Origin of the sequence: Paraburkholderia antibiotica, assembly GCF_012927125.1 — a bacterium.
Taxonomy (GTDB): Bacteria; Pseudomonadota; Gammaproteobacteria; order Burkholderiales; family Burkholderiaceae; genus Paraburkholderia; species Paraburkholderia antibiotica.
On record NZ_JABBFZ010000020.1, the window covers coordinates 118978 to 132801 of the forward strand.

10 protein-coding genes are annotated in these 13824 nt (G+C 61.2%); 3 read left to right on the top strand and 7 right to left on the bottom strand.

The features are described 5' to 3' along the window. Positions 1-92: 92 nt before the first annotated feature. The 7 genes from HHL14_RS26355 to HHL14_RS26385 form a co-directional block, all read right to left on the bottom strand. Complete coding sequence (locus HHL14_RS26355) at positions 93-878, bottom strand: SDR family NAD(P)-dependent oxidoreductase (RefSeq protein ID WP_169500540.1); 786 nt, start codon at positions 876-878, stop codon at positions 93-95. Between the two features lie 823 nt (positions 879-1701). Further along, positions 1702-2052, bottom strand: coding sequence for a hypothetical protein (locus HHL14_RS26360; protein ID WP_169500519.1), 351 nt, complete (start codon positions 2050-2052; stop codon positions 1702-1704). A gap of 293 nt (positions 2053-2345) precedes the next feature. Further along, entirely contained in the window at positions 2346-2687 is a 342-nt protein-coding gene (gene cyoD, locus HHL14_RS26365; RefSeq protein ID WP_169500520.1) for a cytochrome o ubiquinol oxidase subunit IV, read from the bottom strand. Then, a complete protein-coding gene (gene cyoC / locus HHL14_RS26370; RefSeq protein ID WP_169500521.1) occupies positions 2688-3293 on the bottom strand; it encodes a cytochrome o ubiquinol oxidase subunit III in 606 nt (201 codons plus the stop codon). It lies immediately after the preceding gene. Continuing rightward, positions 3293-5314 (bottom strand): cytochrome o ubiquinol oxidase subunit I, encoded by a 2022-nt coding sequence (gene cyoB, locus HHL14_RS26375; protein ID WP_169500522.1) that lies wholly within the window; start codon positions 5312-5314, stop codon positions 3293-3295. Before cyoB ends, cyoC begins: the two co-directional genes overlap by 1 nt. A gap of 3 nt (positions 5315-5317) precedes the next feature. Continuing rightward, positions 5318-6211, bottom strand: a complete 894-nt coding sequence (gene cyoA, locus HHL14_RS26380) for a ubiquinol oxidase subunit II (RefSeq protein ID WP_169500523.1) — start codon at positions 6209-6211, stop codon at positions 5318-5320. A 391-nt stretch (positions 6212-6602) separates the two neighbouring features. After that, on the bottom strand, positions 6603-8156 hold the full coding sequence (locus tag HHL14_RS26385; RefSeq protein WP_169500524.1) for an NADH-quinone oxidoreductase subunit M: 1554 nt from the start codon (positions 8154-8156) through the stop codon (positions 6603-6605). 705 nt (positions 8157-8861) lie between these two features. On the opposite strand from HHL14_RS26385, the gene HHL14_RS26390 reads away from it, so the two are divergent. From HHL14_RS26390 to HHL14_RS26400, 3 genes are all read left to right on the top strand, one after another. After that, positions 8862-9605 carry an ABC transporter ATP-binding protein gene (locus HHL14_RS26390; protein WP_169500525.1) on the top strand — a complete coding sequence of 248 codons (744 nt, stop codon included), beginning with the start codon at positions 8862-8864 and terminating at the stop codon, positions 9603-9605. After that, on the top strand, positions 9595-12174 hold the full coding sequence (locus tag HHL14_RS26395) for an FtsX-like permease family protein (RefSeq protein WP_169500526.1): 2580 nt from the start codon (positions 9595-9597) through the stop codon (positions 12172-12174). Before HHL14_RS26390 ends, HHL14_RS26395 begins: the two co-directional genes overlap by 11 nt. Positions 12175-12497: 323 nt before the next feature. Further along, on the top strand, positions 12498-13622 hold the full coding sequence (locus HHL14_RS26400; RefSeq protein ID WP_329601734.1) for a lipocalin-like domain-containing protein: 1125 nt from the start codon (positions 12498-12500) through the stop codon (positions 13620-13622). Positions 13623-13824: the final 202 nt, after the last annotated feature.

Sequence of the window (13824 nt, forward strand, 5' to 3'; positions counted from 1 at the left end):
GTCGACGAAGCGACGACCTCGTGACCGAGATCGCCTCAACGGCGAAGGAGCATGCGACCGTCGCGGCCGCGATTGTCAAACCGGGCAGCACTTCACATATTCCGACGAGGGATCTGAAACAGGACACCGAGAATTGCGTCTGCGACGGTAGCGGGCAACAGACGCAGCAACTTGAGACCAAACGTCAAACTGAAAGGAAACGCGATTTCCACGCGGCGCCGGCTCAGGCGCGTCTTGATGAACCGCGCGGCTTTTTCGGCACTCCACATGAAGGGCTTGTTGCCGGGAAAAACGTCGCTCATCGCGGTTCGCACGAAACCAGGCATCACAACCGAAATGCCGATATGGTCGCGCGCGAGAACGGGACGCACGGAATCGCAGTACGCCACGAGTGCGGCCTTGCTCACGCAATAGGCCGGTGAGATTGCCATTCCCCGCAATCCGGCGAGTGAACTGACGATCGCAATCTGGCCGCGCTGCCGCGCGCGCATGCGCTCGATGGCAGGCAACACCGCATGCAAGGCACCGTAGAGATTAGTGTCGACCACTTCGGCAGTGCGAGCCGTGCCTTCCCAGTCGTCAGTGGAGCGCAGCGTGCTGGCGACGCCGGCATTGGCGATCAACAGGTCGATCGGATGTTGCGCGTCGAAATCGAAGATCCACGCCTCGAGCGCCGCCGCGTCACGAACATCGATGCAGCCGATTACGATTTCGGTACCGCGCGCGCGACACTCCGCGGCAACGGTTTCGAGCCGTTCCGCATTTCTTCCGATTAATCCAAGCGTAATACCAGGCGAGCAATAACTTAAGGCCAACGCGCGTCCGAGTCCGGCACTAGCGCCAGTGACTACGACTACACGCGGCCCATTCGTGCTCACTCGTCCCCCGACTTCAAGCGACGTTGTTTTTGCATGATCTGTAAATGGAGTTATCCGTTTTCTTTTAAGCAGCCGCGCGTTCAATAAAACACGCGTATTGACTTTTGAAAGACCTGCAAGATTAAAGCGCTTGCCACTACTGCCCACATCGACTTATGCCGATCAAAGGCTTTGAAGCTGCATAGCTAACGCTTGCAGCACCGGCTTCTTCAGGGTCTCCGACTGAGAGGGACCAAAAATGCCGAACAATTCGATGAGTGCCGAGGGCCAACAGACACGCCGAAAGAAAGAGGCGGTAGGGCTAGCTTGTAACACGCTGGGCGGAATCATACCGGAAGTGAATCCTTTCACGCCATTACAAATAACGGTTTTTCCGAAAGTCGCAGCTTTGCAACAGATACAAATTACCGACGGTTACAGTTCAAATCACAGCCATTGCGCGACGAATAAGGCTCTCTCAAGGTGAGCCCTAATACAGATCGCATACACTTTCAATAGCCTGGCTTAGAGCAAACGCACTCGCAGATCTTTCTATTGCCAAGCTTTTATTTATCTGGCAGAGCCGCAAAAATTATCGCTGAAGTAATGTAATGGTCGATAGGGTTGGCCAACCAAAGCAGCAGCATCCGGGCACTCTAAACAACGAAAAAAATACCCGAATTCCGACTTTCGCGGGCAGAGCTAACTCTATTGGGTTAGTGCATGACAATTTTGAGTACGGATATGGCGCGCAGGCTCTAACACCCAAACGCCGGATGCCATACGTTTGCGACCACCCTTTCGGCACGGATCTCCTCCTTAACCTCACGAATGAGGTCCGCCGCTAAAACGCCGATAGCAACCCTCTGTAGTCGCGCATGGCCATTGCGATCAACATCGCGGACAGCGCCGGCAACACCACGTCCAGTACTTTGTAAGCATCCCACTGCCATGGGAGCCAGCCGATTGACCAGGTATAGGCATGCGACTCGAACGCGAGCGACTCCTCGACATCGAGCGTTTCAAACTCGCACTCCAGTTTTTTGCGCGACCAATACCAGACGACGACGGCAAGCGCGCCGATTCGAAAGTTGGACAATAGCCCGATCGGTATCTGAATCAGCAATCCCTCGAGGCAGTGAGACAGAGACATGCGCCATCTCGCCGCCGCGAACCAGTCGAGCAAAGCCGTCATTGGAAAGTCCTCCCTGTACCCACATTCTGAGGTGGTCTATTTCGCAGGCGCCAGTGTAGCCGCGATGCGGGCTTCACAGGCCCCTTAACCTGTGTTCGGGTACGCACTGACCAATAGCAGACAGACGTCCGTTTGAAGCAGCCGGGAGTCGGGGAAAGCGGCTTCACTGAAAATCCCCGCTCCCAATGAATGCGAGTTTGCCAACCCTGCCCCGATGATGCAAAAAAGCCCCGCAAGGACCTCAGTCCCGCGGGGCTTCTGCTTTCAGACTGGAGCGCCAATGCGCGCCCGTCTTATCGCGACATCATATGCATGCTCACGTTGTGCATGACCCACAACGTTCCGCCAATCACGATCACCGCGGTCAGCGCGGTGAAGGCAAACGCCGTGACGTTCCAGCGTTGCGACGACGACGTGTTCATATGCAGGAAGAACACCAGATGCACGAGGATCTGCACGAATGCGAGACCTGCGATCGCAAACAGCGCGTTCGAACCCGTCAACGTGCCGGTCAGGACAATCGCGAAAGCCGCGGCAGTCAGAATGACCGACAGCACGAAACCGGTCGTATAGCTGCCGAAGCTGCCGTGGCCTTCGTCCGAGTGCGCGCCATGGGCGTTATGACTATGGTCCATTTAGATCACGCTCGCTAGATAAACAAAGGTGAAAACGCCGATCCACACGACGTCGAGGAAGTGCCAGAAAAGGCTCAGGCACGTCAGACGGATCATGTCGCGTTCGGTCAGATCGCGGTGACGCATCACCTGCAGAGCCAGCACCACCATCCAGATCAGGCCGAACGTCACGTGCAGGCCGTGCGTGCCGACCAGCGTGAAGAACGACGACAGGAACGCGCTGCGGCCAGGACCCGCGCCCTGAGCGATCAGGTGCGAGAACTCGCGCATTTCCAGCACGAGGAACGCGAGGCCCAGCAGGAACGTCACGCCGAGCCAGCCGAGCAGCGCACCCTTGCGGTTCTTGTGCGCGCCCAGCATCGCGAAGCCGTACGTGATACTGGAGAGCAGCAGCATCGCCGTTTCGAGCGCGACACCCGGAATCTCGAACAGATCCTTACCGCTCGGACCGCCCGCGAACTGATGGCTCATCACCGCGAACACGGCGAACAGCGCCGCGAAGATGATGCAGTCGGTCATCAGGTACAGCCAGAAACCGAACACCGAGTGCGACGGCACGTGGTCCGGCGCGAGTTGCGGTTCAACCGCGATAGTCTTCTGTAACATCAATCCACCTCCAGCGCGACCTGCTTGTCCGCGCTTGCGCCGACAGGGATCGCGGCACCCGCACCGCCGCGGCGTTTCTCTTCGATCAGCGCGACAGTGTCGGCCGGAATGTAATAGCCGTCGTTATCCATAAAGCTGTAGATGATCACGGTGCCGATCGCGCCGACAAAGCCAACGATCGCAAGCCACCAGATGTGCCACACGCCGGCGAAACCGAGCACCAGCGAGAACAGACCCACCAGCAGACCCGCGGACGTATTCGACGGCATGTGAATGTCGCGATACGCCGGCACGTGGACGCCACCCTTGCGCGACTTCATTTCGCTGAACGCGTCGAGCGAGCGAACGTCCGGGATGTGCGCGAAGTTATAAACCGGCGGCGGCGAGGTCGTCGCCCATTCCAGCGTATGACCATCCCACGGATCGCCCGTGAGGTCGCGGTTCTCCGGCAGGTTGCGATCGCGGATGCTGACGATCAGTTGCAGCAGCTGGCAGGCGATACCGATGGCGATCAGCACCGCGCCGACGGCCGCGGCGATCAGCCACGGATGCCACGTCGGGTTGTCGTAGTGATTCAGACGACGCGTCATGCCCATGAAGCCCAGCACGTACAGCGGCGCGAATGCGACCCAGAAGCCGATCTGCCAGAACCAGAACGCGGCCTTGCCGAGCTTTTCGTTCAGCTTGAAGCCGAACGACTTCGGGAACCAGTAGTTGAAGCCAGCCAGATAGCCGAACAGCACGCCACCGATAATCACGTTGTGGAAGTGAGCGATCAGGAACAGGCTGTTGTGCAGCATGAAGTCCGCGCCCGGAATCGCCAGCATCACGCCGGTCATACCGCCGATCGTGAATGTGATGATGAAGCCGATGGTCCACAGAATCGGCGTCGTGAATTGCAGACGACCCTTGTAGATCGTAAACAGCCAGTTGAAGATTTTGACGCCGGTCGGGATCGAAATCACCATCGTGGCGATGCCGAAGAACGCGTTCACGTCCGCGCCCGACCCCATCGTGAAGAAGTGGTGCAGCCACACGAGGAACGACAGCACCATGATCGCGCAGCTCGCCCATACCATCGTCTTGTAGCCGAACAGCGGCTTCTTCGCGAAGGTCGCGACGACTTCCGAGAAAATACCGAACGCCGGCAGGATCAGGATGTACACCTCGGGGTGGCCCCAGGCCCAGATCAGGTTCAGGTACAGCATTGCGTTGCCGCCGGCTTCGTTCGTGAAGAAGTGCATGCCGAGGTAACGGTCCAGACCGAGCAGCGCGAGCGTGACGGTCAGGATCGGGAACGACGCCATGATCAGCACGTTCGAGCACAGCGCGGTCCACGTGAACACCGGCACCTTCATCCACGACATGCCCGGCGCGCGCATCTTCACGATCGTCACGAAGAAGTTCACACCGGTCAGCAAGGTGCCGATACCCGAGAGCTGCAAGCTCCACAGGTAATAGTCGACGCCGACACCGGGGCTGAACTGCAATTCCGACAGCGGCGGGTAAGCGAGCCAGCCGGTCTGGCCGAATTCACCGATCACGAGCGAGATGTTGATCAGGATCGCGCTGACTGCCGTCATCCAGAAGCTCAGCGAGTTGATGAACGGGAACGCGACGTCGCGCGCGCCGATCTGCAGCGGCACGATGATGTTGAACAGACCGACCATGAACGTCATCGCCATGAAGAAGATCATGATGACGCCGTGCGCGGTGAAGATCTGGTCGTAGTGATGCGGCGGCAGGAAGCCTGGGCTCAGGTACGACAGCGCCAGTTGCATACGCATCATGATTGCGTCGGCGAAGCCGCGCAGCAGCATGATGAACGCAACGACGATGTACATGACGCCGATCTTCTTATGGTCGACGGACGTCAGCCATTCGGTCCACAGGTAGCGCCATTTGCCGAAATACGTGATTGCGCCGAGCACGGCCAGCGCGGCGAGCACCATGCCAGCGCCCGCCGTAACGATGATTGGCTCGTGATACGGAATCGCATCGAGAGTGAGTTTTCCGAACATGAGTTACCCCTTAGGCGCGCAGTTGGCGTCTTTCATGTTGTCGATGACGCTGCCGTTGTTGTAGCGGGCAATGATGTTGTTGAAGAGCTTCGGATCGACGGTCGAGAAGTAACGCACCGGGTCCTTTTCGCTCGGCTCCGACACCGCGTGATAGCGGTCCATGTCGAGGCGATCCGACGAAGCGCGGACCTTCGCAACCCACGCGTTGAAGTCTTCAGGCGACGTCGCAAGCGTGCGGAACTTCATGTCCGAGAAGCCCTTGCCGCTGAAGTTCGCCGTGAGGCCCGCGTAGTCGCCGGCGTGATCGGCGATCAGGTGCAGGCGCGTCTGCATGCCCGCCATCGCGTAGATCTGGCCGCCCAGTTGCGGGATGAAGAACGAATTCATCACCGTGTCCGACGTGATGCGGAAGTTCACCGGCGTGCCGACGGGAATCGCGAGCTGGTTCACCGACGCGATGCCGAGGTCCGGATAAATGAACAGCCACTTCCAGTCGAGCGCGACGACTTCGACGTTGATCGGCTTGACCTGCGACTCGAGCGGACGATACGGATCGAGCTCATGCGTGCTCTTCCACGTCAACACGGCCAGGAACAAAATGATCAGCGCCGGAATCGTCCAGACGAAGACTTCGACAATGGTCGAATGAGTCCAGCCCGGTTTGTATTCGGCGTTTCTGTTCGACGCGCGATAACGCCACGCGAAAAACAGTGTCATCAGAATGACCGGCACCACGACGATCAGCATGGCCCACACGGAAGTCGCGATCAGATCACGCTCCGCGACGCCCACACTCCCCTTCGGATTCAGAATATCGAGGTTGCTGCAACCCGAAAGCAGCAACATGAGGCTGGCGGAAAGAACGCTTGCCGGCCTCTTAAGAGTCCGTGCTTTCATATTCCTTGCCTCGTTTCTTTGACTTCAACGAACGTCATTCGACGGCTCTCCATTAATAAGCGCTCGCATAATAGGGGCGCGTCGAATGCCGATAAACACTCGATTTAGCAACGATCTATTGCAGCGCAACGCCGTGCGACACGTTGCCGCAATTCCCCCGCACACCCAACCTGCAAGCGTCGTTTGCGATGCTTCGAACGAAGCATCGAAAGCATTGACGCATCGCAAATCCCCCTGAAAAAAGGACTCAAAAATCGCTGGACGCGGCGCGATCTCGAAGTACTACGCCACGCATGCGTGAGAAAGGGATTGATAGCGACGCGCAAAAAAGCGCAAGAACGTCGCCGCATCCTGACGCGCGGATGCGACGACGTTCTTGCGCCCTGTTCTATTAACCCGGGGTGTGCGCGGCGGCGGAAGCCGGTTCGGGAGTCGCGGCCTGCAGATGCTCGTTGCCGTCCGGCGCGGCATCGGCGGGAAGCGCCGAGCGTTCCGATTGCGCGAGCAGCGTGCCGACCGACGGATCGATCGCATCGGTAAACGGCTTCGGATGAATACCGATGGCAAGCACGAGCAGCGACATCGCGCCGAGCAGCACGAATTCGCGCTTGCCGAGGTCCTTCAGATTCGCGACGCGCGCGTTGGCGATCGCGCCGAAAATCACGCGCTTGTACATCCACAGCGTGTAAGCCGCGCTCAGGATCAACGTGGTCGAGGCGATCGCACCGATCCAGAAGTTGAAGCGGATCGCGCCCATCAGCACCATGAATTCGCCGACGAAGCCCGAGGTGCCCGGCAAGCCGACATTCGCCATCGAGAACAGCATCACGAAGGCGGCGAAGCGCGGCATCGTGTTGGCGACGCCACCGTATTCGGCGATCGTCGCGGTCCTGGTGCGGTCGTACAGCATGCCGGTGCACAACAGCATCGCGCCGGACACCACGCCGTACGAGATCATCTGCACGATCGCGCCGGCCTGGCCGAAGCGGTTGAAAACGAACAGACCGAGTGTGACGAGGCCCATGTGCGCGACCGTCGAATACGCGAGCAGACGACGCATGTCGGTTTGCACGAGCGCGAGCAGGCTCGAGTAGATCACCGCGACGAGCGACAGCGTGATCATCATCGGCGCGAAGAAGTGGCTGGCTTGCGGCGCGATCGGCAGCGCGAAACGCAGCAGGCCGTAGCCGCCGATCTTCAGCATGCCGATCATCACGGCGGCGCCGGTCGGGCCGTCGAGGTGGACGTCGGGCAGCCACGTATGCAGCGGCCACATCGGCACCTTCACACCAAACGCGGCGAGGAAGCCGAGGAAGATCAGCGCCTGCGGCACCATGCCGAGCTGCGTGTCGCGCCAGACCGCGAGGTCGAAGCTGTGCGTCTGGCTAAACAGATAGAGCAGCGACATCAGCATCATCAGCGAGCCGAGCAGCGACACGAAGAAGAACTTCACCGCCGCATACGTACGATTCTTGTGGCCGTACGTGCCGATCAGCAGATACAGCGGAATCAGCGTCGCCTCGAAAGCGATGAAGAACATCATGCCGTCGAGCGACGTGAACACGCCCTGCATGAACCCCGACAGCATCAGGAACGCGCCGAAGTACTGTGCGGTGCGCTGCGTAATCGATTCCCACGACGCGATCACGATGATGATCGTCGTCAGCGCGGTCAGCGCGACCAGCCACAGCGAAATCCCGTCGATCCCAACGTGCCATGCGATATCGAACGTCGGCGACCAGCGGACGTTCTCGACGAACTGCATCGAGGTCACGTCGTTGCGGAAGTTCGCCACGAGCGGGATCACCGGCAGGAAACCCGCCACCGCGCCGATCAGCGCGAGCCAACGCGTGCGGTTACGCGCCGCGTCGGATCCGGCGCGCAGAACCACGAAGCCGGCGACGATAGGAATCCAGATGAGAAGACTTAGGAGAGGCAATGGCATGTGCTCTGTCAAAACTTGAAGTACAAAACGCCGCGTCAACGCCCCAAAAAACCGCAGGCGCTGAAATGGATATGTAAGCTGGAGTTCGCTGAAATGAGCGTGTAGAAGGGGTTTTCAGCTACACGTTTACCCGCAGTCGAATGGCCAAGGGTGGGAGGTTACCAAGATAAGAATATTTTTGCATCGCAACAGCGCGGCAATCCGCGCCACAACATATTGTTGCGCCGCAGACCCTTGCGAAACGCATGAAAATGTGCGTTTGCACATTGTTACAGATCCCTTGGAAGGGCTAAAAATTTTGGCCGCAAAAGCTGGTTACTTCGCCGGATTTGACAACTTTTAAGCGTTTGCTTTTTTGAGGGCGCGATCGACTGGAACAGATCGTGCCCTCACTTCGCGTTTGATCCGCGTCAAATCGGCGTGGCGGACGCAATTCGCCTCCTTCGTCGCTAAAAATTTTTTTTGCATGACCCTCTAAATTTTTTTGCATGACCCTCTAAATTTTGCCGCGCGCGGTCACCAAAACGTCTCGACGGGGCGCCGAAGAAGTGCCTGAACGCCCGTGCCGCTGGCCCGCGAAGCTTCCATGTTCCTTACGTGAAACGGGATGCGCCACGCGGCCTACTGCACGAAATCGCCCGACAAGGCACACTCGTTCCGTCCGGCCGGCGCCCTCGCCGCCCACCTTTTTGCGGATCTCCTCGCATGACGCTTCGTGACGATGCCGTCGTTCCCGCACTCGAATGCCGTGGCCTCAGCAAGCGCTATGGTGCCGAGCGCATCGTGCTGGCGCAGCTCGATTTCACGCTTGCCGCGGGCGAGTTCGTCGCGATCATGGGCGACTCGGGCGTCGGCAAGTCGACGCTGCTCAACCTGATCGCCGGACTCGACCGGGCCGATAGCGGCAGCGTGACGATCGGCGGCCACGCGCTCGAGCAACTCGACGACAACGCGGCGACGCGTCTGCGCCGGCAAAAGCTCGGCTTCGTGTTCCAGGCGTTTCATGTGCTGCCGCATCTGACGCTCGAGCAAAACGTCGCGCTGCCGCTGCTGCTGAACGATCTGCCGCCCGCCGGCGCCCGCGAGATGCTGGCCGCCGTCGGCCTGGGCGACCGTGGCGACGCTTTCCCGCGCGAACTCTCCGGCGGCGAAATGCAGCGCGTCGCGATCGCGCGGGCACTCGTGCATCGCCCCACCCTGATCCTTGCCGACGAACCGACCGGCAATCTCGACCCCGCGACCGCCCACGAAGTGCTCGGGCTGTTTCGCGCGCAAAGCAAGGCCACCGGTGCGGCGACGATCATGGTCACGCATTCGGAAGCGGCCGCCGCGGTGGCCGACCGCGTGCTGATCCTGAGCGACGGCGGCTTGCATGCGTCACTTGCTCCACGCGCGCAAACCTCGAACGTTGCGCATGCCGCTGTGCGTTCGAGCGACGATGTCCGCTGATCCCGTCCAGCTATCGCGTAGACCTGGCTCTCGCGTTCTGGCGCGCTGGCTGCTCGGCGCCGAATGGCGCAGTCATCGCGGCCGCGCGCTGGTGGCAATCGCGACGATCGCGTTGGGCGTCGCGCTCGGTTACGCAGTTCAACTGATCAACAGCGCGGCGTTCAACGAATTCTCGGCCGCGGCGCGCAGCTTGTCCGGCCAGGCTGACTTGCAGGTGCGCGGCGCACAACCTTTCGTCGACGAATCGGTTTATCCGCGACTATCGAACGAGCCGGGTGTGGCGCTGGCCAGTCCGGTGCTCGCCTTCGATATCGCGGTGCCCGGCCATCGCGATGCGCTGCCGCTTCTCGGTATCGATGTCTTCAACGCACGCCGGATCACCCCCGATCTGATTGGCGTGCCGGCAGCGAACCGGCCATTCGACACGCTCGCGTCCGATACCGTGTTTCTGTCGACAGCCGCGCAGCAATGGTTGAACGTGAAAACCGGCGATCGGCTGATCGTGCGCAGCGGCACATCGAGCGTGTCGCTGCGCGTCGCCGGCGGCCTCGTGCGAACGCGGCCGGGACAGCGGCTTGCGGTGATGGATATCGCCACCGCGCAATGGCGATGCGGCAAACTGGGCAAGCTGTCGCGCGTCGATCTGCAGCTCGAGCGCGGCGTCGACCGGCAGCGCTTCAAGCGCGATCTGCAGGCTCGCCTCGGCAACGCGTGGATCGTCACCGAAACGCGCGATACCGAAAGCCGCACCGATCGCCTGTCGCGCGCGTATCGAATCAACATGAACGTGCTCGCGCTGGTAGCGCTTTTTACCGGCGCGTTCCTCGTGTTTTCGACCCAGGCGCTGAGCGTCGTGCGGCGGCGCTCGCAGTTCGCGCTGCTGCGCGTGCTCGGACTCACGCGCGCTCAACTGTTGCGGCAGATCCTGCTGGAGGGCGCGCTGCTCGGATTGCTCGGCTCGCTGTGCGGCCTTGCGCTCGGCTATGCGATGGCGAGCGGCGCGCTGCGCTTTTTCGGCAGCGATCTCGGCGGCGGCTATTTTCCCGGCGTGCAGCCACGGGTCGGCTTCGAGCCGCTCGCGAGCGCGGTGTTTCTGCTGCTGGGCGTCGCGGTGTCGGTACTGGGCAGCGTGACGCCCGCGCTCGACGCGGCTCGCGCGCGCCCCGCCACGGCACTGAAGGCTGGCGCAGAAGAAGCGGCGTTGGCGCGGCTCGCCACGCCGTGGCCCGCGCTCGTCTGTCTGCTGGCCGCCGGCGTGCTCACACAGATGCCGCCGTGGTTCGACGCGCCGATCGCAGGCTATCTCGCGGTTGCGCTGCTGCTCGTCGGCGGCATTGCGTTGATGCCGCGCGTGACCGCGTTGATATTCGGCGCGGCGAGCCGCGCACGTGTCATACGACGCCGCGCCGGCGCGACGGGCACGCTGGCCATCGCGCGTCTCGCGAATGCGCCGGGGCAGGCGGCGATTGCGATGGGCGGCGTGCTGTCGAGCTTCGCGCTGATCGTCGCGATGGCCATCATGGTGGCCAGCTTCCGCGTGTCCGTCGACGCCTGGGTCACGCACCTGCTGTCCGCCGATCTTTATGTGCGCGTGGCATCCGGCGGTAATAGCAGCGACGCCGGAGGTCTGCGGCCCGACGAACAGGCGCAAATCGCAGCGCTGCCCGGCATCCAGACCGCCGCGTTCGCGCGCATCACCCATCTGACGCTCGATCCCGCGCGGCCGGACGTCGCGCTACTCGCACGCGAAATCGATGCGGCCGATCCTGCCGCGAATCTGCAGATGAGCGGCGCAGTACTCGCACCCACTGCGCTTCACGCGGGCGAAATACCTGTTTGGGTGTCCGAAGCAATGGTCGATCTGTATGGATACCGGCTGGGGCAACGCGTGCGATTGCCGCTCGGCGAGCAAGGCCAGGTGTTCGTGATGGCCGGCGTCTGGCGCGACTACGCACGACAGAGCGGCGCGATCCAGATGCGGCTCGCCGACTACCGACGCCTGAGTGGCGACCTTACCGCCACCGATGTCGCCGTGACTATCGCGCCGGGCGTCGACGTCGAGCGCGTGGTCGGCGAATTGCGGGCGTTGCCTTTCGGTGCGTCGCTGGATCTGTCGCAGCCGGGTGAGATCCGGGCTCGCACGCTGGTCATTTTCGACCGCAGTTTCGCGGTCACGTATCTGCTTGAAGCGGTCGCCATCGTGATCGGGCTATTCGGCGTCGCCGCGACGTTTTCCGCGCAGACGCTCGCACGCACTCGCGAGTTCGGAATGCTGCGGCACGTCGGCGCGACGCGTGCACAGATTCTCGCGATCCTCGCGTCGGAAGGCGGACTGCTGACGGCTTGCGGCATTGTGCTCGGTTTTGTACTGGGTTTTGCGATCAGCCTGATTCTGGTGTTCGTCGTCAATCCGCAGTCGTTTCATTGGAGCATGTCGTTGCATGTGCCGTGGCTCGCGTTGGGCACGGTCGCGCTCGTGATGCTGATACTGTCGTGCTCGACGGCCGTGGTGGCGGGACGCGGGGCGGTGTCGGTGGATGCGGTGCGCGCGGTGAAGGAGGATTGGTGATGCGGGCCGGGCGACATGAGTGGTGCGGTAAGTGGTGCCATAAGCTGTGCCGTCATTGGTGCGGTTGGCAAAAGCCACTGCTACAAAATCTGGCCACGCAGCGCGGTACGGCTCGCGAGATTTGCGCTGCACTGTACGCATCCGCGATGCAGATCGTTCAGATACCGGATACGTCGCTGCCGGCGAAGCGGGTTCGTCCGACTCCGGGTTCGCGTGCGACTCCATTCGACGAACCGTCGAGCGTACGCGTTCGCAAAAGCAGCCGCTTATTTTCGTGGTGCCCTCGCCTGCTCCCTCGTCTACTTTTTCTCGGCGTGATTTGTATCGGCGTGGGCAGCACGTCGCCTTCGAGCGCGGCCGGCGATGACTTGTCGACAACCACGCCGTCTACCTTCGCAGCAGTTACGCCCGATCATCCGATCGTGCTGCCGCAGGACACCGGTGCTCATCCGGCTTTTCGCACCGAATGGTGGTACGCGACTGGCTGGCTCAACACGCCCGATAATCAACCGCTCGGATTTCAGATCACGTTCTTCCGCACGGCCACGGGTCACGACGCTACCGACCCGAGCGCGTTTGCGCCTGCGCAACTGATCATCGCGCACGCGGCGGTGAGCGATCCGGCTATCGGACACCTGGCTCACGACCAGCGCATCGCCCGTCAGGGTTTCGGGCTCGCATACGCGAAGCCCGCCAATACCGATGTCAAACTCGACGCCTGGAAAATGATTCGCGCCGCGGATGGCCACTACGACGTCACCATCGACGCGCGCGGATTTTCGCTGCATCTCGTGTTAGCGCCGACACAGGCTCCGCTCGTTCAAGGCGAGCGCGGCTACTCGCGCAAAGGGCCGCGACCGGAGCAGGCAAGCTACTACTATAGCGAGCCGCAATTGCGCGTAACGGGCAGTGTCGTGCGACCGATTACGCCTGGTGGTCCGTCGAAAAGTGCTTCGAAAAACGCTTCAAAGCGTGAGACAACGGTGACGGGCACGGCATGGCTTGATCACGAATGGTCGAGCACCTTGCTCGATGCCGATGCAGTCGGATGGGATTGGCTCGGCGCCAATTTGAAAGACGGCTCCGCGTTGATGGCATTCAAAGTGCGTCGCCGCGATGGCCGAGCCATATGGGCACACGCGACGCTTCGCCAATCCGATGGCCAGATCACGAACTTCAGTCCGGATCAGGTCGACTTCACAGCGAATCGCACCTGGCGCTCACCGCGCACGGGCGCATCGTATCCGGTATCGATGACGCTCAGGACCGGCGCGCTGACGTGGCAACTCGATCCGCTGATGGACGATCAGGAACTCGACTCGCGGGAATCGGCGGGAGCGGTGTACTGGGAAGGCGCGGTGCGTGTGAAACGCGGCCCTGCCGAGGTGGGACGTGCGTATCTGGAACTGACGGGCTACGCGGACGCGCTGCGGACCGGTGGGCAGTAAAGAGAGGTGTAGTGCTGGCGGTGATACGTTTCGCAGCGCATTGCGCTGGTTGCCAGCTCAGCGTCCGCTTTATGACGGCCGTAAACGCAAAAACCCCACCTTTTCGGGGTGGGGTTTCTGACTGAGGAGAAGCCTGACGATTACCTACTTTCACACGGGCAATCCGCACTATCATCGGCGTAGAGTCGTTTCACGGTCCTGT